The sequence below is a fragment of the Paenibacillus sp. FSL E2-0201 genome, from assembly GCF_037963325.1.
GTDB lineage: Bacteria > Bacillota > Bacilli > Paenibacillales > Paenibacillaceae > Paenibacillus_AQ.
On the sequence record NZ_CP150154.1, the window covers coordinates 2,778,892 to 2,799,041 of the forward strand.

The 20,150-nt window shown below is 44.3% G+C and carries 21 protein-coding genes; 18 read left to right on the forward strand and 3 right to left on the reverse strand.

The genetic code is table 11. The annotated features are described in order from the left end of the window. Positions 1-190 precede the first annotated feature (190 nt). The 4 genes from NSU15_RS12215 to NSU15_RS12230 all read left to right on the forward strand — a co-directional run bounded on the left by NSU15_RS12215 (position 191) and on the right by NSU15_RS12230 (position 2,461). Positions 191-1,267, forward strand: a complete 1,077-nt coding sequence (locus tag NSU15_RS12215) for a site-2 protease family protein (protein ID WP_042126775.1) — start codon at positions 191-193, stop codon at positions 1,265-1,267. 104 nt (positions 1,268-1,371) lie between these two features. After that, the gene (locus NSU15_RS12220; protein ID WP_042126777.1) at positions 1,372-1,584 is read left to right on the forward strand and encodes a hypothetical protein; all 213 of its coding nucleotides are present in this window, start codon (positions 1,372-1,374) and stop codon (positions 1,582-1,584) included. Positions 1,585-1,692: 108 nt separating this feature from the next. After that, on the forward strand, positions 1,693-2,136 hold the full coding sequence (locus NSU15_RS12225) for a GNAT family N-acetyltransferase (RefSeq protein ID WP_042126779.1): 444 nt from the start codon (positions 1,693-1,695) through the stop codon (positions 2,134-2,136). Positions 2,137-2,221: 85 nt separating this feature from the next. Next, positions 2,222-2,461: a DUF3892 domain-containing protein gene (locus NSU15_RS12230; protein ID WP_036686113.1), complete on the forward strand. Its 240-nt coding sequence runs from the start codon at positions 2,222-2,224 to the stop codon at positions 2,459-2,461. A 64-nt stretch (positions 2,462-2,525) separates the two neighbouring features. On the opposite strand, the gene NSU15_RS12235 is transcribed toward NSU15_RS12230, so the two are convergent. Beyond that, the gene (locus NSU15_RS12235) at positions 2,526-3,263 is read right to left on the reverse strand and encodes an MBL fold metallo-hydrolase (protein ID WP_339290609.1); all 738 of its coding nucleotides are present in this window, start codon (positions 3,261-3,263) and stop codon (positions 2,526-2,528) included. A gap of 165 nt (positions 3,264-3,428) precedes the next feature. Between NSU15_RS12235 and NSU15_RS12240 the strand changes: the two genes are divergently transcribed. Continuing rightward, positions 3,429-3,983, forward strand: coding sequence for a hypothetical protein (locus tag NSU15_RS12240; RefSeq protein WP_042126785.1), 555 nt, complete (start codon positions 3,429-3,431; stop codon positions 3,981-3,983). Between the two features lie 80 nt (positions 3,984-4,063). Next, the gene (locus tag NSU15_RS12245) at positions 4,064-4,375 is read left to right on the forward strand and encodes a DUF1292 domain-containing protein (RefSeq protein ID WP_339290611.1); all 312 of its coding nucleotides are present in this window, start codon (positions 4,064-4,066) and stop codon (positions 4,373-4,375) included. Positions 4,376-4,505: 130 nt separating this feature from the next. On the opposite strand, the gene NSU15_RS12250 is transcribed toward NSU15_RS12245, so the two are convergent. After that, complete coding sequence (locus tag NSU15_RS12250) at positions 4,506-5,981, reverse strand: aminotransferase class I/II-fold pyridoxal phosphate-dependent enzyme (RefSeq protein ID WP_042126789.1); 1,476 nt, start codon at positions 5,979-5,981, stop codon at positions 4,506-4,508. A 96-nt stretch (positions 5,982-6,077) separates the two neighbouring features. Between NSU15_RS12250 and NSU15_RS12255 the strand changes: the two genes are divergently transcribed. The 4 genes from NSU15_RS12255 to NSU15_RS12270 all read left to right on the forward strand — a co-directional run bounded on the left by NSU15_RS12255 (position 6,078) and on the right by NSU15_RS12270 (position 10,808). Further along, a complete protein-coding gene (locus tag NSU15_RS12255; RefSeq protein WP_042126791.1) occupies positions 6,078-7,367 on the forward strand; it encodes an MFS transporter in 1,290 nt (429 codons plus the stop codon). 345 nt (positions 7,368-7,712) lie between these two features. Further along, positions 7,713-8,309 carry a hypothetical protein gene (locus tag NSU15_RS12260; protein ID WP_076117652.1) on the forward strand — a complete coding sequence of 199 codons (597 nt, stop codon included), beginning with the start codon at positions 7,713-7,715 and terminating at the stop codon, positions 8,307-8,309. A gap of 267 nt (positions 8,310-8,576) precedes the next feature. Further along, positions 8,577-9,992 carry an NADP-dependent phosphogluconate dehydrogenase gene (gndA, locus tag NSU15_RS12265; protein ID WP_076117650.1) on the forward strand — a complete coding sequence of 472 codons (1,416 nt, stop codon included), beginning with the start codon at positions 8,577-8,579 and terminating at the stop codon, positions 9,990-9,992. A 267-nt stretch (positions 9,993-10,259) separates the two neighbouring features. After that, positions 10,260-10,808 (forward strand): shikimate kinase, encoded by a 549-nt coding sequence (locus NSU15_RS12270; protein ID WP_042126797.1) that lies wholly within the window; start codon positions 10,260-10,262, stop codon positions 10,806-10,808. Between the two features lie 4 nt (positions 10,809-10,812). On the opposite strand, the gene NSU15_RS12275 is transcribed toward NSU15_RS12270, so the two are convergent. After that, entirely contained in the window at positions 10,813-11,118 is a 306-nt protein-coding gene (locus NSU15_RS12275; RefSeq protein WP_042126799.1) for a rhodanese-like domain-containing protein, read from the reverse strand. Positions 11,119-11,227: 109 nt separating this feature from the next. Between NSU15_RS12275 and aroA the strand changes: the two genes are divergently transcribed. From aroA to NSU15_RS12315, 8 genes are all read left to right on the forward strand, one after another. Beyond that, positions 11,228-12,520, forward strand: coding sequence for a 3-phosphoshikimate 1-carboxyvinyltransferase (gene aroA / locus NSU15_RS12280; RefSeq protein WP_076117649.1), 1,293 nt, complete (start codon positions 11,228-11,230; stop codon positions 12,518-12,520). Between the two features lie 86 nt (positions 12,521-12,606). Next, positions 12,607-13,041: a CoA-binding protein gene (locus NSU15_RS12285; RefSeq protein ID WP_042126802.1), complete on the forward strand. Its 435-nt coding sequence runs from the start codon at positions 12,607-12,609 to the stop codon at positions 13,039-13,041. 151 nt (positions 13,042-13,192) lie between these two features. Beyond that, positions 13,193-13,540: a hypothetical protein gene (locus NSU15_RS12290; RefSeq protein WP_339290615.1), complete on the forward strand. Its 348-nt coding sequence runs from the start codon at positions 13,193-13,195 to the stop codon at positions 13,538-13,540. Continuing rightward, complete coding sequence (locus NSU15_RS12295; protein ID WP_339290617.1) at positions 13,537-13,860, forward strand: hypothetical protein; 324 nt, start codon at positions 13,537-13,539, stop codon at positions 13,858-13,860. The genes NSU15_RS12290 and NSU15_RS12295 overlap by 4 nt, the downstream gene beginning before the upstream one ends. Before the next feature lie 467 nt (positions 13,861-14,327). Continuing rightward, positions 14,328-16,214, forward strand: a complete 1,887-nt coding sequence (locus tag NSU15_RS12300) for a glucose PTS transporter subunit IIA (protein WP_042126806.1) — start codon at positions 14,328-14,330, stop codon at positions 16,212-16,214. Continuing rightward, a complete protein-coding gene (ptsP, locus tag NSU15_RS12305) occupies positions 16,211-17,980 on the forward strand; it encodes a phosphoenolpyruvate--protein phosphotransferase (protein WP_339290619.1) in 1,770 nt (589 codons plus the stop codon). Before NSU15_RS12300 ends, ptsP begins: the two co-directional genes overlap by 4 nt. A gap of 181 nt (positions 17,981-18,161) precedes the next feature. Next, positions 18,162-18,692, forward strand: coding sequence for a sigma-70 family RNA polymerase sigma factor (locus NSU15_RS12310; protein WP_339290621.1), 531 nt, complete (start codon positions 18,162-18,164; stop codon positions 18,690-18,692). After that, positions 18,685-20,085: a DUF4179 domain-containing protein gene (locus NSU15_RS12315; protein ID WP_339290623.1), complete on the forward strand. Its 1,401-nt coding sequence runs from the start codon at positions 18,685-18,687 to the stop codon at positions 20,083-20,085. The genes NSU15_RS12310 and NSU15_RS12315 overlap by 8 nt, the downstream gene beginning before the upstream one ends. Positions 20,086-20,150 lie beyond the last annotated feature (65 nt).

Genomic DNA, 20,150 nt, shown 5'->3' on the forward strand with positions numbered 1-20,150 from the left:
CAGCCCTTTCTTTTAACAGGAGTAAAAATTATCCATTATCTGTTTGTTTGACGCTGAAACGATTTTAAAAGTTGCGCCGTATATTTAGCCAAATGCTTTTTTATGGAAATACTCCTTAAGCGCTTATGATAAAATGGATAGTAATGTACAGCCGTTGGATAAAAATTGAAAGAAAAAGGAGCTTGAGATCTTGCCGCAAAATGAGCAGAAAAAGGATTCTTCCACGCCATGGAAATGGTTGGGGGGCGGGGCGGCGATGCTCCTGTTTAAAGGAAAGGCGATTTTGTCCCTTCTGAAAATAGGTAAAATAGCAGGGCCGCTAATTTCGATGATAATTTCGATATGGGCGTATGCGTTGATTTATCCGTGGGGGTTTGCCGTGGGTTTTGTTCTGCTCTTGCTAGTCCATGAATTAGGGCATGTAATAGCAGCTAAACGAATTGGGCTTCCAGTTAGCGCTCCACTGTTTATACCGTTTTTGGGAGCATTAATCACAATGAAAAAACAACCGCTGGATGCGAAGACGGAAGCTTATATTGCTTTTGGAGGTCCGATTTTAGGAACCGTTGGGGCTACTGCCGTTTTTGGGGCGGCTTTTTACATGGATAGTCCGCTACTCTATTCCTTGGCTTATATAGGTTTTTTGCTTAATCTGATTAACCTGCTGCCGATTCACCCGCTTGACGGTGGACGTATTGCTACCGCGGTTACGCGTTGGCTGTGGCTTGTGGGACTCGTGGGCGGTTTAGGCATCATCATATATATGCGTTCGATCTTATTCTTTATTATTTGGGCACTATTTGCTTACGATCTGTATAACAAATATGTTAAGAGACGTTCTAACAATCGTATTTATTCTGTAACGAAGGGTTTCTTAATTCCAGTAGAGCCGCTTAGAGATGCAGGCTACATGATTCCAGGGCCAGAGCATAGAAGAGATTTACCTTTTACCACTTACAGTGATTTGGAAAGACAGCAGTATGTAGGGGTGCGATGGGATCAACTAAACTACATTGGTAGAGCTACACTTCCTCAGCAATGCATAATTGAAAAGGTGCGTATCTCGCAGCTGGAGCCTGTGACCCTAGAGAATGGGATGCATCTTAAGATGAATTGCGATATTAGCTATACGGTCTACGAGAATGATAAGTATTACGATGTGCCAGCCAGCTCACGCTGGAAATATGGCATCGCTTATTTTGTATTAGCTGGTTTTCTGGCAGGGATGATGTACATGGTTCATGTCATTGGAAATGTGAATCTTTAAGGATTAGAATCAGGGAATGAAGTTCACCAATGGTTTATAAAACTCTTGAACCGTCAAAGCTGTAAAGAGAATAACCGCAGTTGAACGGTGAAAGGAGTATGACCATGCCTAAAATTATGAAATGGGAAGTCGGCGTTTGTCTGTTGTTACTGATGGTTTTGGTAGGTTGCTCCGAGGCAAAGCCAACAAAAGTCATGGAAATCAATGAGATGACGAATCTAGATGGAAAGATTAAAGGTCAGTACCCTCCATTGTCACCAGTGATGCAAGACATATACAATCGTTCGATTCCTGAAGAAGTATATACTGTAGATTAGAGCAGAGATAGAAGACGGTTTCTCATGCTCAGGCTTTTCTTTCTAGTCAAATTTTTATATAATAGACAACTATCGTTGGATACATAGAGAGAGGAGTTTGCGACTAACATGGCGGCAGAAATCTTACGGGTTACTACAGAGGAACAGCTTCGGATGGGGCTGGATATTCGTACTAAAGTATTTGTAGAGGAACAAATGGTACCGGTTGAGGAAGAAATTGATGAATACGATGTTATCGGTCCGAATGCGCACCATATTCTGATTATAGATGAAGGAGTGCCTGTCGCTACAGGAAGATTGATTTACTACAAAGCAGGTACAGCCAAAATGCAGCGTATCGCCGTGCTGAAAGATTATCGAGTTAAAGGATACGGACGTGTTCTGTTGCTGGCTATGGAAGAGCTTGCTCGGGAACTTGGACTAGAAGCTTCGATTCTTGATGCACAATGTCAAGCTGAGAATTTCTACAAGAAGCTAGGATATGAAGTGATTTCTACGGAACCTTTTTATGACGCAGGCATTCTACATGTACGGATGCAGAAAACTCTTTAAAATTAGCGCACATAATTTACCGTTCCATGAAGCAAGCTAGGATGTGCCTTATGATGGCAAATTCTACTGCAAGGGGCGAACTAAAGTGCCAAATAACGAACGCGAAAGTTTCGTAGCCGTACAGAAAAATGGAGATGGAGATCTAACCAGTTTCCAGACCTCCACAGGACGTGTCTTGGCGTATGATCAAGCGCTTCAAGAAGTACAGGCCGGAAATATTGCCGGAGTGAATGCTTTTAAAGGTAAAGACGGGGAGACTTATATTCGCGGCGATGCGGATGGGGATCCAACCAACAATTTGGATAATCTTCCGACATTCTCATAGTTCAAAAGGTAAAGACCGTACTAACGTCCTTGGACGTCAATGTACGGTCTTTTTTATATAATAGTCAAAGTTTATAAATTAGATGCTGCTCTATAAACTCCATCTCTCCTGTAAGTCCGACGAATTGCGGTTGTTCATCACTGTAATGCATGAGCTTGATGATACGTCGAACATCCTCGGGTAAAGACAATAACTCCTCCAGCGTGGTGTGAACAACGCCTGATCCACCAAGCTGACAGTCATGCAGAATCATTCGGATGCCGCGCTCACGCACAAGGTTTATCAGTAGATCCGGTTGAAAAGTCATATCCGCACTGTAGAAAATCTCGTTATTTATTAAAAGAGAATAGCTATCTTTACCGGGAATATGCGGTGTATGTATGATCTCGAGCGAAAGAGAAGGAGCAAGCTTGTACGTAATTCCGGGTTTCATAGTTGTAACCTCGAAGATATCGGTAAGGGAAGCTACTGCATCTTGTTGATATAATCCGCCCTTTAATGTGTTGTTCCATAGAGGCTCAACAAGCGTCTCAGGCAAAAGTAATCTCATCTTTTCCCCGTAGACGTGTTTTAGGGTTAGCGCTAGCTCTTCCAGACCTCCAACATGATCCGCATGAATATGCGTAATTAGAGTAGCATTTACGTCTCGGAAAGATTTTCCAATGGTATGCATGGCAAGCGGGGCTGTAATCCCGCAATCAATCAGTAGGGTATAAGTATCCGCTAGTAGCAAGCCATTGTTGTTGAAATAGTTTTTTGCAAAAGCATTGCCGGTTCCTAGCATTTGTAGGCTCAGACTCATAAGAAAGTACCCTCCTGAAATCACTGATGGCTAAATATATCAACTTTGAACAAATCCATAATATCATTTTTCGCAAGATGAATGAAATATTTACCTACAATTAGCGCAACTTGCTGAGACAAAGTAAGTATACATTAACAGTATGAATTATTTGGAGGGTTTCAAATGAATAGATGGAAAAAAATCACTTTATGCGTGTTTGCTTTTTCCTTAATGGGCGGTTCATTATTGTTCGCCGATTCCGTTAATCAGAAAATCAGGGTTTGGAACAACGGGAAGGAAATTGTGGACGGCGGTTATTTAATTGATGGGAAAACGTATATTCCCGCTAGAGAAGCAGGCGGGCTTGTGAGTTGGGATGGCTCTGGGAAAGTCTCGATTCTTAAGCCTAATGTTCATATTGTTCTTTTTAAGGATAATACGGTCTTTGGTAACGTTAACGTTGGCAAGCTCAAGATTAAGATATTAACCCAAGTAGATAGCTTAACAGAAGAAGTTTCAGCTGTGAAAGTAGCCATAACGGACCCATCTGGTAATGTTAAGGATATTCAGTCGCAGGAGCTTGAAGGCTCGAAGAAGGATAATTTCTGGTTTCCAACCTCGGAGTTTACGTATGATTTTAAAGAAACCGGGAAATATCGGGTGGGCTTTTATATGAAATCTTCGAAAAATGCAGATTATGTTCTTGTGTCAGAGAAGGTAATTACGGCTCTCAATTGATTGTTCTAAATTGACCTGAACTAATCTAACGTGGTACGATACCAGATGTAGGATAATACAATTCAAAGTGAGGTATTACAATGAGCGATCACAAACATGAGCATGGTGAAGCATGCGGTTGCGGGCATGATCACGACCATGAGCACGAGGAGTTTGTGCTGACCTTGACGAACGAGCAGGGCGAAGATGTAGAAATGGTGCTTGTAGAAACGTTCGACATAGGCGAGAAATTATACGCTCTGTTGTTAGAGCGCGAGTATCCAGAAGCAGACGGCATTATTCTGCGTATGGAAGAAGAAGACGAAGAAATGGTATTGTACAATATCGAAGATGAAGAAGAATGGAAAGCTGTTGAAGAAGCTTACAACAATCTGCTTGCTCAGCAAGAATAGATTTTAGCGACTAAATTAAGCTGTTCTATTGTGTATATGACAGTTGATGTTTATATACAGAAACCCGATACTTATTATGGTATCGGGTTTTTGTATAAATGAATGAAGTTTTTTAGGAAAATGATGGATCTTAGGATATAGGATCGGCTTCAACAATCACTTTTATGTTAGTGATGCTGCGGTCTTCAGGACCTTTAACCGGAAGGCCAATCTCCACATGGTCAATAATATAATCGATGTTATCCTGAGTGATTACTTCGCCAGGGAGAAGAATAGGAATTCCCGGCGGATATACATATATAAATTCTGCAATAATGTAGCCAGCAGATTCACGGAATGGAACTAACTGCGTATCCGCATAAAAAGCGTCTCTTGGAATCAGAGCAAGCTGCGGAATTTCTGGAACCTGAACCTTAAGCTCGTAAATTTCACCCTTGCTATAATGAATAGCGGACAACACCCGAAGTGCAGCTAATAATTTATCTACTGATTCTTGGGTATCACCTGGGGTAATAAGGCAAAGAATATTATACATGTCGCTTAGTTCTACTTCGATGTTGTACTTCTCGCGCAACCAGTTTTCGGTTTCGTATCCTGTGATCCCTAAATGGCGCACATGAATGTTGAGCTTGGTTGGGTCATGATCAAATGTGGCTTCTGTCCCAAGGATTTCTTTTCCAAAGCTGTACAGGCCTTCGATCGTATTGATCGTTTCGCGTGCATAGTTGGACAATCGAATGGTTCTTTCCGCCATTTCATGACCGTTCAGCGCGAGATTACGTCTTGATGTATCCAAGGACGCTAATAAAATATATGAGGTGGATGTTGTAGTCAGCATGCTCATAATGGTCTGTACCCGTTGCGGGTTAATCAGACCCGTCTTAGCATTTAGATTCAGTACCGAGCTTTGCGTCATGGAGCCGCCAAGTTTATGCACACTTGTGGCAGCTATGTCCGCTCCGGCCTGCATGGCCGATACCGGCAGATCCTCGTGAAAATGAATCAGTACTCCATGTGCCTCGTCCACCAATACGGGTACACCGTAACGGTGAGCCAGGTCGACAATCGAACGCAGGTCGGCGCATACACCGAAGTACGTGGGATTGATTACTAGAACTCCTTTGGCGTCTGGATGACGCCTTAACGCTCGTTCCAGCGAACTGGTCGTTATGCCGTGATCTATCCCGAGATTCTCATCCTGAACAGGCGAGACAAACACAGGCTTGGCTCCGGAGAAGATAATGGCCGACATTACAGATTTATGAATGTTACGCGGCACAATTATTTTATCACCCGGTGAGCAGACAGAGAGGATCATCGTCATGATGGCATTGCTCGTGCCCTGTACGCTAAAATACGTATAGTCGGCGCCGAAAGCCTTCGCAGCCAGCTTCTGAGCCTCCTGGATTACGCCAGTGGGCTGATGTAGATCATCAAGCGGTGCGATGTTGATTAGATCGATGGATAGAGCGTTATCGCCGATAAACTCACGGAATTCGGCATCGGTTCCTAGCCCCTTCTTATGCCCCGGAATATGAAATTGAACGGGATTGCCGGCGGCATGCTTTTTTAAAGCTGTGAAGAGGGGAGTACGGTGTTGATTCATTTAATGCTGTCACAACCTTTCGCGAATATTAAAATTTAAGGCAAGCATCAGTATAACAAAACAATCTACAGAATACTAGGATTTGGATGTGATAGAATGTCCACGAAAGCCGTGCAACGTACACATATCAGTCTGACATCACCATTTATTATGGAGATGTGGGTAATTATTTTTTTAGTTGAATTTGTGAAAGGGTCGCTTCTTGTCGCTTTGTTACCCGTGTATATGGAGAATATTTTGGGTCTATCAGTGACGGTAGTAGGTTTTGCCTTTGCACTCCAGTATTTGGGTGATAATCTATTCCGCAGTCCTTCTGGCTGGGTTATGGAGCGCATAGGATTTCGCTGGACCATGACAAGTGCCTTGTTGTTGATCCTAGTAGCTGTTGGCATGATAATATATGCTAAAACAGCAGTTACGTTATCGATTGCTTGTCTTATTCTTGGGATCGGGACATCCCCGCTTTGGCCTTGTGTGATGACAGGGATCACCGAATTGGCGGGATCTACTAAAAGCGGCAGCAGCGGGGCAGCTATGGGTGCTGTCGAGATGGCCTCGCTGGCAGGTACGGGAATCGGTCCGATCGTAGTGAATTTTTTGATGGATCATGGAGGACAAAGCTATCGTGTAGCCTTTTTGGTCCTGTTAGGTTGTGCAGCTGTTGTAGTTGTGGTGGCCCTATTTCTACCTAAGAGAATCTCGCCAAGTGGAACTCATGCCGTTGTAAGGGACATGCAGGGGCTCGGTGGAGTCATTGAACGTAAAAAGATTAGTCCGTTAGAAAGTATAAAAAGAACACTGCATCAGGTTAAGACGACGCTTAAGGTCAGTCGATGGTTATATCCTGCTTTATTTCTTCAGGCTTTTGCCATTGGCTTGATGACCCCTGTAGTTACTTTGTTTGCTCGCACAGAGCTTCATGTTAGTCCAAATCAGTTTAGTCTTCTTCTGATTGCAGGTGGGGGGATTACGGTGCTTGCTCTGATTCCAGCTGGTAAGCTGGTGGACCGAATTGGAACAACTGTGTTTCTGAATATCGGCTTTTTGCTCGCGGCCTTTTCCCTTGCTCTGTTCTCACAGGTCCGCTGGCTGCCGCTTGCCTTTATCGCGGTGGCTTTGGTCGGTATAAGCTACGCGCTTATTCTCCCGGCTTGGAATGCCTTTCTAGCCAAGCAAGTCCCTAAGGGGGAACGAGGGACTGTATGGGGGCTATTCTTGACGCTGCAAGGCTCTGGGATGGTGGCAGGTCCGGTATTATCAGGGAGACTATGGGACCATGTAGGTCATGGCGTCCCGTTCCTAGTAAGTGCAATAGTGATGCTGATGCTCTTCGGGCTGCATTTGCTCATTGTGCACAGAACAAAGCTGAAATTTAAACCGAGTTGATCTGAAATGTGAAAAGCCGCTGACAACCTGAGAATTAGGTTGTCAGCGGCTTTTTTTTAGGAATTTAAAAGACATTCGGTATAGCGTTAAACAATAATATGTGAATGATAATGCCCCAAAAGGACCGAAAGGAATAAAAAATTCCGATTAGCGTTTGGAGAATGTCTGTTGGGGGTAAAAATAGTCAATAAACCAAGTTACCGCTACATAAACTGAAGTATAAAATAAGACTAAGACGAACGCAAAAAGTAATGATTACTTGAAGAGGTCCGGCAGCCATAAATACTCTGAAATGGAACGAATGGTGTTGACTTTGCAGATGTGAAGCAGTTAGGGGGGAGTGCCGTGAACAAAAACGACGAGGTGGAGTACTGTAACCTGGAGCTGCGTTTCGACAGACAGCATATCCAGGACCTGATCAAGGATTTGATTCAAAAAGGTTATCCCCTATATTGGAGCGAGAACGATCAGGTCTTTGTAATTTCAGTCCGTACCGGCCGTAAATTGGTGAAATTACGTTTTCAAAGGATCAAAGACGGCTATAAACTCGTGGGTGACTATATGATTCGTGATGCTCGCTTGTCTGAATGGATGGAGAAATTAATTGGGGACATGCGGGGCCATGCCATTGTAAAACGTTTCCGAGACCGTCAGATTATTATTGAAAATATTTTGTTCGGCGAAGTGATACGTCTTGTCGAAATCTCGGGTTATCAGCAGCGGGTCTTATACCAGAAGGGTCCTATGCTCACCGATGAGGAGCTGACCAAGCTCTATTATTCTGTTGAAGGGGAAGAACGGATTCGCCAGCGTAGGATTGAAGTGGATGAGCAGCTGGATCGATTAAATGATGCACTTAAGGCAGAGGATACGGTTCGCGCGGACAAATGCCGAGCTCAGCTTACCTTTTTGACGAAGGAATTGTATACGTTAGAATGGTAAACAAAGTGCCCTACAAATGTTGCTTAGGGGCACCCCGAACTTCGGGGTGTCTTAGATTTGTGTGAGAACTTGCAGACAGGGGTTCACTTCTGGCGCTAAAAACGTTAAAATAGTCATTGTGATCATTTTCAGGTTGGCAATGGTTTTGTCAATGAATTTGATCTCTCTTCGCAGGGCAGGCTTTGCTGTCTCTGATAAAGGGTGGTATTCTTATACTGCGAGAAATGGATTTCCCAAAAATATAGGGTGCAAAGGGTGGAGGACCAGATGGCAAAACAACAAATCGGCGTTATTGGCTTGGCGGTAATGGGCAAGAATTTGGCTCTAAATATCGAAAGCAAAGGTTTTTCCGTATCCGTGTTTAACCGCTCACCGGAGAAGACACATGATCTTCTTGCTGAGGCGGAAGGTAAAAACCTCGTAGGCACATTTTCCGTTGAGGAATTTGTAGCTTCGCTGGAAACACCGCGCAAAATTCTGATCATGGTTCAAGCTGGTAAAGCTACTGATGCTACCATCGAGCAACTGTTGCCGCATCTTGATCAAGGCGACATTATTATCGACGGAGGAAATGCTTATTTCCCTGATACGGTTCGTCGCAGTAAATATCTGGAAGAAAAAGGATTCCGCTTTGTCGGAACTGGGGTTTCTGGCGGTGAAGAAGGAGCTCTTAAAGGTCCTTCCATTATGCCTGGCGGTCAAGAAAGCGCGTATAAGCTAGTAGAACCAATCCTAACTGCAATCTCAGCTAAAGTTAACGGTGAGCCTTGCTGTACATATATCGGACCAGACGGTGCGGGACACTATGTTAAAATGGTGCACAACGGTATCGAATATGGTGATATGCAATTGATCTGTGAAGCTTATCAGCTGCTCAAAGACGTTCTAGGTCTGGATGCAAAAGAACTTCACAATATTTTCAAAGAGTGGAATAGCGGTGAGCTCGACAGCTACCTGATCGAGATTACTACAGATATTTTTGCTCAGTATGACGAAGAAACTGGTAAACCAATGGTTGACGTGATCCTTGATTCCGCTGGCCAAAAGGGAACTGGTAAATGGACAAGCCAAAGCTCACTGGATCTTGGCGTACCTTTGTCCATGATTACCGAATCCGTATTCTCACGCTTCTTGTCTGCAATGAAGGATGAGCGTGTAGAAGCAAGCAAAGTGCTTAACGGACCAGAAACTACGCCATTTGATGGCGACAAAGCTGAATTCATCGAGAACGTGCGTAAAGCATTGTTCGCAAGTAAAATCGTATCCTATGCTCAAGGTTTCGCTCAACTGCGCGTAGCTTCCGACGAATACGGTTGGGATCTGAAATATGGCGAGTTGGCTAAAATTTGGCGTGGAGGCTGCATTATCCGTTCCCGTTTCCTACAAAACATCACAGATGCTTACGAGAACAATGCAGACCTTAAGAACCTATTGCTTGATCCTTTCTTCAAGGATGTTATGGACAATTACCAATCCGCATGGCGTAAAGTTATCGCTTCAGCTGTAACGATGGGTGTTCCAGTACCTGGTTTCTCCAGCGCATTGGCTTACTATGATAGCTATCGTACAGAAAGACTGCCTGCGAACCTGCTACAGGCTCAACGCGATTACTTCGGCGCTCACACGTTCAAACGTGTAGACAAAGAAGGCGTCTTCCACCACAACTGGATGTCAGCAGAATAATCTAGTCTGTTACGGTTATAAGCAAAAACGTTCTCGGCGTCCTATAGGGCGGTAAGCGTTTATGCGAGAAATATAAGGATAATGTATAACGAGAAACTTATACTTTCTTATATTTTCAAAAAAGTGGCCCGAATTGCTTCACCAGAAATGGGAGGCTTTCGGGCCTTTTTTGTTGAAAATTTGATGTGTATTTACTATGTGAAGCAGATTGTCTAATGTTTTGACCCTGTGTTATGATATGACAAATATCGCGGTTGGAGGATAGACATGACTGGGGATACAGAAGAATATAAAAAGTTGAACGAAGAGCAAAGAAATAAGAACATTATTTTAGTAGGGATGATGGCAACAGGGAAGTCAACAGTAGGTGCTATTTTAGCTAGGGAACTAGGCTATGAGCTGGTTGATTTAGATCATGTCATTACTGAAACTGAAGGCAGAAGCATTGCGGAAATCTTCGCAGAAGATGGCGAGGAATACTTTCGAAGCGTGGAAACAGCGGTTCTAAAACGTATGCTAGAGTCCGAGAATAAATTAATATCCACAGGTGGAGGCGCAGTATTGGCGCCGGGGAATACAGCGTTAATGCTGAGTAAAGGGCATGTGGTTGCGCTGACGGCAACGGAAGAAGAGATTATTGCTCGTGTTAGTGGAGATCAGAATCGTCCGCTGCTCGCCGGCAATGCAGAAGAACGGGTTAGACGGATTATGGAAGACCGCCATGATGCTTACCTGTTCGCGCATTACACGGTCGATACAACGGGACTGACTGCGGCAGAAGTGTCGCAACATATTTTAATGCATTACCGCGGTTGAGCTTTTAAGAGAGTGTTTCATTCCATTCAATCATACCGCCGCTTAAATTTGTAGCGTTAATGCCAAACTGTTGTAGATATTCGCATACACGCTGGCTTCGTGCACCGGAGCGGCAAATAAAGATTACTTTAGCATCGCTTGGAATATCCTCTGTGCGATGTGGAATTTCTCCCATGGGGATATGCTGTGCACCGGGAATCATCCCGAAGGCAACCTCTTCGTCTTCACGAACGTCGATGAGTACAAGGTCTTCCCCTGTCTCTAGACACTGCCGCAATTCTTGCGGTGTGATTTGTGGAACATTATGCATGGTTGTGACCTCTTTTCATCAGAAGAATGGTTTAATGATAACACAAGCATGGATTACCCTGTCAAACAAGCACTACATACAACTATATCTACTAAGGAGAGTTTATATTATGGACGTTATTGTTAGGCCAACGCCATCTCTGCAGGGGGAATTCGGAGCCCTCTCTTCCAAAAACTATACCACTCGTTATTTACTGGTTGCCGCATTGTCAGAAGGTGTAAGTACGATTTATCATCCGGCACATAGTGAAGACAGCGATGCAATCCGTCGTTGTATTGCAGATTTGGGAGCTGTACTCACAGAAGATGATGAGAAAATTGTGATTCAAGGCTTTGGACGCAAACCGAAGGATGTTAAGGAACTTAATGTGGGGAATGCTGGAGCAGTATTACGTTTTCTAATGGCTGTGGCTGCGCTAAGCCCTGAGGTTACATTTGTAAATACGTATCCTGACTCATTGGGCAAACGTCCGCATGACGATCTGATCGTGTCTCTAGAACAGCTTGGTGTGAAGGTAGAGCATAACGAAGGAAAACTGCCGATCACGATCCGTGGAGGTAAACCTGTTGGGGGTAAAATTACAGTTTCCGGTGCAGTCAGCTCCCAATTCCTAAGCGCTCTTCTGTTCCTGACACCATTGCTTGAAGAAGATAGTGAAATTATTGTCCTTGATGATTTGAAATCGAAGGTTGTCGTAGGTCAGACGTTAGAAGTATTGGAGCAGGCGGGAATTGTGGTTCATGCGGCGGATGATTACATGTCCTTTAAAGTGCCGGGGCGTCAAGCCTATGCGGCTAAGACTTATACGGTTCAAGGTGACTATCCTGGCTCCGCGGCTATTCTTGCGGCGGCTGCTGTTACAAAGTCGGATGTTAAGGTTCATCGACTTGTGGAACAGAGTAAACAGGGAGAAAGAGCCATTGTTGATGTGCTGCGTATGATGGAAGTACCTCTTACTCATAATGAGGGAACGGTACACGTACAAGGGAACGGTGTTCTGAAAGCCGTTGAATTCGACGGTGATGCTGCAACCGATGCAGTGCTGGCTATGGTAGCTGCTGCTGTATTTGCTGAAGGTACTTCGCGATTCTATAACGTTGAGAATCTGCGATATAAGGAATGTGATCGTATAACTGATTACTTGGCAGAGTTGACTCGTGCCGGAGCCAATGTTGAGGAACGCCGCGATGAAATTATTGTTCACGGCATGCCAGAAGGTGTCGAAGGTGGTGTGACCATCAACGCACATTACGACCACCGTGTAATTATGGCTTTGTCAGTAGTAGGTTTACGTGCTCGTAAACCGCTCTTGATCAAAGATGCTCACCATGTTGCTAAGTCGTATCCGCAATACTTTGATCACCTGCGTGCGCTTGGTGCGAATGTGGAGTGGGTACAATAGAAGTAAGGGGGCTAGCGAAACTAGCTTCAGTCTTCAGTGAAGTAAATCAGGATCATAAAGTGTAACTATGGAAAGGAGCACTATGTATGAGCTTTGAGAATCCAAGCCGGGAGCAGATCGGAGATATCCTTGCTTCTGCCGGTAATATTGCAGTTGTAGGCCTGTCTGACAAAACAGACCGTACCTCTTATATGGTTGCGGGTGCTATGCAAAGTCGGGGATATCGGATTATCCCTGTAAACCCTTTGGTTGACGGTGAAATACTGGGAGAGAAGTGCTATCATACGTTGGCAGAAATTCCAGAGCCGGTTGACATTGTCAATGTGTTCCGTCGTAGCGAACACTGTGCTAAGGTCGCACAGGAAGCCGCTGACATCGGCGCACGTGTGCTCTGGCTCCAGCAGGGGATTATCAGCCAGGAAGCCGCTGAAATCGCCGCTGAGCACGGTATGACGGCGATTATGGACCGCTGCATCAAGGTCGAGGAAGCGATCACGATGCATGGTCGTAGTCGGGCGTAAGTTCGATCAGAGAGTGTAGTCGAAGTCTGTACAATTTTTAATGCAAATCACTATTTGAACTTGTTATACTGAAGTCAGACGAAGAACGTCCTTTATCCGCATGATTTGCGGTGAAGGGTGTTTTTTTATTTTTATAGGGGAGGGTACCATAATGGAATTTGAAGAAGCACATGGTATGTTCATTAACAAGCACTTGAGTGAAAGATCAGGAGAAAGAAGGGGGAGGCTGGTTAGAGGCCATAATTATGCGGAGAAGTTGTTCTTGCAGAATGTATGGTGGCCATTGTTTGAGAGCTTTGATGATTTGCATCCAGAATACGAAGTGTACGACTGGAACCGTAAATCTCAGTTTCTGGACTTCGCTTTTCTTCCGCAGAGCGGCGGCAGTCTCGGGATTGAGTGCGACGGGTTTCAAAGCCATGTGAAGGACATGGACCGCGAGAGATTTAACTATGCAGTTAATCGGGACACTTTTTTGACCGGAATGGGTGGAAAATGATTCATTTTTCTGTTGATGATCTTCAGCACCGCCCTGAGGTGTGCCGGATGCTATTGCAATTGGTGATGGCACCTCATTTGGCGCGTAAATCTGCAAGCGTGGATATTTTATCCGAGGAGAAGGAGGTTCTGCGTTTGGCTTGGCGACTGGGGAGGGCGATTCGTCCGAAGGATGTGACCATGCATTTCAGGATTAACTTTCGTACGGCGCGCAGATTGCTACACTCGTTGAGTGAGAAAGGGCTGCTAAAGCCAATGATAGGTAAAAGAGGGGTTAGACATTATGAGTTGCGACCAATGCACCCTGAACAAAAATGGTGATGAGTGAGTGATTTTAGCGTTTGATTGCACTTTGTACAATAGAATCTTCATTTTAGTTTAAAAAAGTTACCTTGATTGCACTTTGTACAATCAAAAAGAGCAATAGATCCTTAATAGAGTGATTTAGGGATTTTCTATTGTACAAAATGCAATCAAAACCATTTTTCATCAAAATTAAGCTCATTCTGTTGCACATAATACATTAGAATACGAGAACCACCCAGGGGTCTTTAATCCGAAGTTATAAAAGTCCACAGAGTTTCTCCAAAGAGTCTCTAAATAGCATCTTGAGAAATGAAAGGTCGATATCTTATACTAGATTCTTCAACTCATACGACTTGAATTCTTGATGCGGTAAATAGGTTAGAGAAATCAGCCTAATACACCGGAATTTTTTCTTCAGTTTATTTTGACAAAAACACCCGCAGCGCGTACCATTCAATATAGAAAGAAAGGAGAGGGTAGCCTTGAATTGGCTCGGATCATTGCAGCAATTGGGCAGAGCCATAATGCTTCCTACCATGGTACTGCCGGCGGCAGCCATTTTGCTTAGTTTGGGCAGCTTACCTTGGTCTGCATGGGGACTTTCTTCGGTATCCGAAGTGGCTACATACGCTGGGCAGGGAATCTTTTATTTTATGCCTTATTTGTTTGCTGTGGGTGTAGCATGGGGATTATCCAATCAAGCTGGAACGGCGGGTCTTGCAGCGTTGGCTGGGATGTTCACTTACGACCGGATTGTTACCCATATGGGAGACGGGCTTGTACAACCTGCAACACTTATCGGAATTTTGCTGGGTATAGTCGCCGGTATCGCTCAAAACCGGTTTAAAAATATCAAGCTTCCAGAGGCGATCCAGTTTTTTGGAGGGTCGCGTTTTGTTTTGCTGTTCATGGGATTGTTTTCGGCTGGCTTTGCATGGGTGATGTTAGGGATATCTCCACTGCTGCAAAGAGGACTGGATGATCTTTTTCAAGGAATATTGCAGACGGGCGGATTTGGCGTTTTTATTTATGGGGTACTATATAGAGTACTGACAGCCTTCGGTCTTCACCATATTCTTAATAATGTGTTTTGGTTTCAGTTTGGAAACTTTACAACTCCTGATGGTAGCACTGTCGTTCAGGGGGATTTGCCACGTTTTTTTGCAGGCGATCCTACAGCGGGCATTTTTATGGCCGGTTTGTTTCCGATAATGATGTTCGCACTGCCAGCCATTGCTTTTGCTATTATTCAGGAAGCGCGCGAGGATTTGAAGCCTAAGATTAAAAAGACTTTCATGCGAGCCGCTTTGGTTTGTTTTCTAACTGGGGTTTCGGAGCAGATCGAATTCGCGTTTTTGTTTGCTTCTCCGTATTTATTCGCGGTACATACTGTAATGTCCGGTCTCGCTATGGTGCTGACCTACATGCTTGGAATTCACCACGGGTTCTCTTATTCAGCAGGAGCCATTGACTTCTTTTTAAATTTGCATCTGTCGCAGAGGGCTTGGCTTTTGATTCCGATCGGCATTGGCTATGGGATTGTATATTATAATTTGTTCCGCTGGGCGATTCGCCGTTTTCAGATCCCGACACCAGGACGTGAAGAAGGTTCGGAACTCGGGGATTGGGCAGGTAACATCCCTTATCAGGCACCGCTAATCTTAGAGGCGCTAGGTGGTAAGGAGAATATTGTACAAGTACAGTCCTGTATCACTCGTTTGCGGCTTACCGTACACAATGATCGATTTATTGATACCGGGGCGCTTAAAGGTCTTGGTTCTGCTGGGATTATCAAGCTCGGTGGCGGCAATGTTCAGGTAGTATTTGGTACGTATTCAGAGCTGATCCGCGAGGAGATCAACAAGCTGATGCTTCGAGATTTGCCGCAGGTGCTGTTCAGTTCTCCGATGCAGGGTAGAATGATGCCCATTGAGGAAGTGCCGGATCACATCTTTGCAGCGAAGCTGGTGGGTGATGGAGTTGCATTTTTACCCGAAAAAGGGGAGCTTACTTCGCCTGTATTCGGGAAGGTTATGCACGTCTACCCTACAATGCATGCCGTTGGTATTGCTACGCCGGAAGGGCTGGAGGTACTTATGCATATAGGGATTGATACTTCGCAGCTTAAAGGGCCATTTGAGGCGGTTGTAAAAGAGGGTGACAGCGTGGAGCCAGGTCAATTGCTGGTTAAATTCGACCTCGCTTATTTGCGTGAGCATGCGGCTTCACTGGCTACACCAATGGTGATTACGAATCCTGATCGAGTAAAATCATGGAGCTATGCTCCATTTAAAAATGTTAAAAAGGGGCAATCTTCAGTAATGTCCGTAGTCTTACATGAAAGTAACGTTGGAGGGATAGAAGGATGATACAAGGCATAGGCGCAGCAGCAGGTGTAGCTATCGGGAAGGCCTTTGTCTTACCGAACTGGGAGTGGAGCTTACCAGACACACAAGTGAACCCAGTGGATCTAGCTAAGGAGTTTGAGCGTTTATACGAAGGTATCCGTACCTCTAAGGACGAAATTGAATTCATCAAAAAGGAATTCAGAGAAGTGGTCGGTCCAGAGGAATCCAGCATTTTTGATGCTCATCTGGCGATATTGGATGATCCGGTGTTCATGAGTGAAATCCGGGGGATTATTGAACGCCAATATAAGGCGGCGGAAGTAGCTGTTAAGGAAGCGATTGATCATTTTGTAGCGATGTTTGATTTGCTAGATGATGAATACATGAAGGAACGGGCGGTCGATATCAAGGATGTCGGAAATCGTCTGTTAAAGCATCTTTTAGGTGCTCCTGAGGTTACGTTGCCATCCGATACACAGCCGTATATTCTCGTAGCGAAGGAGTTGTCTCCTTCCCAGTTAGCTCACTTGAACCCAACTTATGTTCTAGGTATTGTTACTATGATGGGCGGTAAAACCTCGCATTCCTCCATTATGGCTCGTGCGCTGGGCATTCCGCTCGTAGCAGGTTTGGAGAATAATTTGTCTAATCCTATTCAGACCGGAGATATGCTCGTGATAGACGGCGATACCGGATCTGTGCAAATTCATCCTGATGAGGTAACAATCAATGAATATGTTTCTCTTCGGAATAAGCAGCATAAAAAGAAAGAACAATTGGAATTGCTTGCTACTGTCGATGCCGTCACAAAAGATGGTGTTAACCTGCGGTTAGCCGGTAATATCAGCTCTGTTAAAGAACTGAATTTAGCGCTCAAGTATGGAGCTGAAGGTGTAGGTCTATTCCGCACAGAGTTTCTTTATATGGATCGCAGTTCTTTCCCGACTGAGGATGAACAATTCGAAGTGTATAAACAGGTGGTCGAGAAGGTAGGCAGCAATATGGTTGTGATCCGTTCGCTGGATATAGGCGGGGACAAGCATCTGGATTACTTCCAGCTACCAGAAGAACAGAATCCGTTCCTTGGCTATCGTGCTATTCGAATCAGCTTGAATCGACAAGATATGTTCAAAACTCAACTAACCGCCATTTTGCGGGCGAGTGCATATGGGAATGTAAAGCTAATGTTCCCAATGATATCTTCTGTAGAAGAAGTACAGGCAGCAAAAGCTGTATTGGAAGAAGTGAAGACTGAACTGGAGCTGCGGGGCATCCCGTTTAATCGGAATATTCCAGTCGGTATTATGATTGAAGTTCCAGCTGCGGTTATGATTGCGGATTTACTGGCTGAGGAAGTTGATTTTTTCAGTATCGGTACGAACGATTTGGTGCAATATGTATTAGCTGTAGACCGTATGAATGAACAAATTGCGCATATGTATCATCCATATCATCCAGCGGTTCTGCGCATGATTCGTATGACTGTAGAAGCAGCGCGTAATGCAAAAATAGATATTAGCGTATGTGGTGAAATGGCGGCAGATGAGCGTTCTTTGCCACTTTGGCTGGAGCTAGGGATTAGTGATCTTAGCATGTCGCCACAGGCGCTGCTGAAGGTTAAACACCGTACCCTGAATACACTGGCTATAGATGCTACCAGGGTTGCAAAAGCTTGCTTCCATCATCGTACAAGCTCGGAGACGGAGGAAATCCTAAGTGCTTACGCTCAGAAAAGCGGTATTTCGCTTGGAACGAGCGTGGAAACAAAGGAGAAAGCCTCTTCATAGTTATCAAGCGTAACATCATCAAGTTCAGATCAAGGTTCGGCATTCTTGCCGGGCCTTTTTCTTTTGTACCAGATCATTTGTAAAAAAACAAAACCGTTTGCGCTTCAGCGCAGTCTATACATAGAGCGAGTTGCACAGGAATGATTTTTACGTGAAGGCAAGGGGGGAGGACAGAACAAGCATGGAACACATTATTAATGACGAAATGGAAATTGTCGCTACGGATGAAGACATATTTTATGAGCTGGTAGCTGAGCAGAAAAGAAAGCTATACAGCATTGCTTACAGCTATTTGCGAAACGAGGCAGATTCGTTGGAAGTTCTACAAGAGGCAACCTGCCGCGCATGGATTAAACGTAAAAGTTTGAAAGACTCAGAGCGTTTCGCTCCTTGGTTAACACGTATTCTGATCAATTGCTGTAACGATGAGTTGAAGCGCAGAAAGAGGAATACAGTCGCAGAAGTTGCTCGAAGCGATATAGGGATTATGGAGATGAAAAGCGACCGCAGATTGGACATGGAACATGCGCTAGAAGGAGTAAAGCCAAAGTATCGCCAGGTGCTTGTACTCAAATATTACAAGGATATGACCCTTGCAGAAATTGCGGAGGTGCTCGATAAGCCGGAGGGAACCGTGAAGACATGGCTGAGCAAAGGTCTGAAACAACTGCGTGACAGAATGAAACGGAAAGGGGATCTATTTTATGGCTGAGTCTGAAGAAAAGCTGCTTAACGATTACTTTCAGAGAATCGATGTCGAGGCTGAGGAAATCCTGGAAGTTAAATTGGACGCCGCGATTCGCCAGGGGATGCAGTTAGGTAACCGAAAAGGGTCGTCTTTTAGAAAAAGATACACTGTTGTTGCGTTGGCGGTCCTAGCTATCGCCTTATTGATTATTGTCCCTTGGGCAAATCAGATGGCCAATCCAGTACGTGCGCAATTACCTCCAAAAAGCTGGGGACAGCTTGAAGTGTTTAGACCCATTATTGCTAATAATCTGACCATAACATCAGCACTTGATGCGGGAATAATGAAGGAAGTGAATATTTCTTCAGCTGAGGTGGATGGAATAAAGTGGACGGTTAACGGAATCATCGCTGATCGAAGAGGCATTGCTCTGCTCTATACGATTCAGAATAATACAGATCAGAAAATGCAACTAATGGGCCTGTCTCTGAAAAAAAATTCAGAAGATAATTACGACCTCACAGGATATAGCGGGTTTAGCAATTCTAATGCACAAGAGGCAGGTTCTCCTGGGACGACTCGTATGTTAGAACAAATCGTCTGGAATAAATATCGAGATGATCTGACAGATGAGTTGAATATTACATTATCGCTATATCCAGTATCCAAGGACCCATCTGGGTCGAGCAGTGATATAAAAAAGCTAATTGTTAACATTCCATTGGAAGCCAATAACAATTATTTTAAGGGAGAAATTATTGATCTGAAGGAGAGTCTAGCTATTGCCGGACAGAAAATCAAAATGGATAATGTCTATATTGGACCTACTGGAATTTATATGCGGGAAAACTTTGACGGAGATAATACAATGAGAATTTTTAATATGCTTTCACCTAAACTGGTCATCGGGAAGGGGAATCACCAAGAGGACTTAATGTGGGCTAGTGGGATGAATAATTATCACAATGACAATATGAGACCTGATGAACCAATCAAATTAGAAATTGAAGGGATCTCAGCACTGGATAAATCTAAGGTGGAGCTTGTGATTAACACGGAAACCCAGCAGATATTGCAGGCACCAGATAACAATTTAACGATTTCGAAGCGGATGGAGAACGAAGAGCAGGGAATTCTGGTATTGGATTACTTTATCCCTAAAGAAGATAAGGAGGCGCTTGGCGGCAGCGGTTTTTCATTGGACGATAATTTTGTGGATAGCACTGGAAGCGGGCATTGGCTGGGACGGGTCAAAGATGGTTACTCGGGATATAAAGAATTTAACGAAGGTACTAAAGGAACTACAATAACCTTTTTCTTTAACGTAGGCAAAGAAAAGCTACCTCAACCCTTGACCTTCAAATTTAATTCTTATCCAACCGTAATCAACGAGAAGGCGTCCTTAAGAATTAAGTGAGCAGCCTAGATGTCGTACGAATCAAATCAAAAGCCCTGTTCTTCACAGCAATGTGAGAAACAGGG

Excerpts from the sequence above, each read along its gene's own strand:
- NSU15_RS12310 (WP_339290621.1), top strand. The coding sequence starts at position 18,162 with ATGGAACACATTATTAATGACGAAATGGAAATTGTCGCTACGGATGAA.
- NSU15_RS12315 (WP_339290623.1), top strand. The coding sequence starts at position 18,685 with ATGGCTGAGTCTGAAGAAAAGCTGCTTAACGATTACTTTCAGAGAATC.
- NSU15_RS12255 (WP_042126791.1), top strand. The coding sequence starts at position 6,078 with ATGTCCACGAAAGCCGTGCAACGTACACATATCAGTCTGACATCACCA.
- NSU15_RS12245 (WP_339290611.1), top strand. The coding sequence starts at position 4,064 with ATGAGCGATCACAAACATGAGCATGGTGAAGCATGCGGTTGCGGGCAT.
- NSU15_RS12250 (WP_042126789.1), bottom strand. The coding sequence starts at position 5,981 with ATGAATCAACACCGTACTCCCCTCTTCACAGCTTTAAAAAAGCATGCC.
- NSU15_RS12275 (WP_042126799.1), bottom strand. The coding sequence starts at position 11,118 with ATGCATAATGTTCCACAAATCACACCGCAAGAATTGCGGCAGTGTCTA.
- NSU15_RS12270 (WP_042126797.1), top strand. The coding sequence starts at position 10,260 with ATGACTGGGGATACAGAAGAATATAAAAAGTTGAACGAAGAGCAAAGA.
- NSU15_RS12285 (WP_042126802.1), top strand. The coding sequence starts at position 12,607 with ATGAGCTTTGAGAATCCAAGCCGGGAGCAGATCGGAGATATCCTTGCT.
- gndA (WP_076117650.1), top strand. The coding sequence starts at position 8,577 with ATGGCAAAACAACAAATCGGCGTTATTGGCTTGGCGGTAATGGGCAAG.
- aroA (WP_076117649.1), top strand. The coding sequence starts at position 11,228 with ATGGACGTTATTGTTAGGCCAACGCCATCTCTGCAGGGGGAATTCGGA.
- ptsP (WP_339290619.1), top strand. The coding sequence starts at position 16,211 with ATGATACAAGGCATAGGCGCAGCAGCAGGTGTAGCTATCGGGAAGGCC.
- NSU15_RS12235 (WP_339290609.1), bottom strand. The coding sequence starts at position 3,263 with ATGAGTCTGAGCCTACAAATGCTAGGAACCGGCAATGCTTTTGCAAAA.
- NSU15_RS12240 (WP_042126785.1), top strand. The coding sequence starts at position 3,429 with ATGAATAGATGGAAAAAAATCACTTTATGCGTGTTTGCTTTTTCCTTA.
- NSU15_RS12220 (WP_042126777.1), top strand. The coding sequence starts at position 1,372 with ATGCCTAAAATTATGAAATGGGAAGTCGGCGTTTGTCTGTTGTTACTG.
- NSU15_RS12225 (WP_042126779.1), top strand. The coding sequence starts at position 1,693 with ATGGCGGCAGAAATCTTACGGGTTACTACAGAGGAACAGCTTCGGATG.
- NSU15_RS12295 (WP_339290617.1), top strand. The coding sequence starts at position 13,537 with ATGATTCATTTTTCTGTTGATGATCTTCAGCACCGCCCTGAGGTGTGC.
- NSU15_RS12290 (WP_339290615.1), top strand. The coding sequence starts at position 13,193 with ATGGAATTTGAAGAAGCACATGGTATGTTCATTAACAAGCACTTGAGT.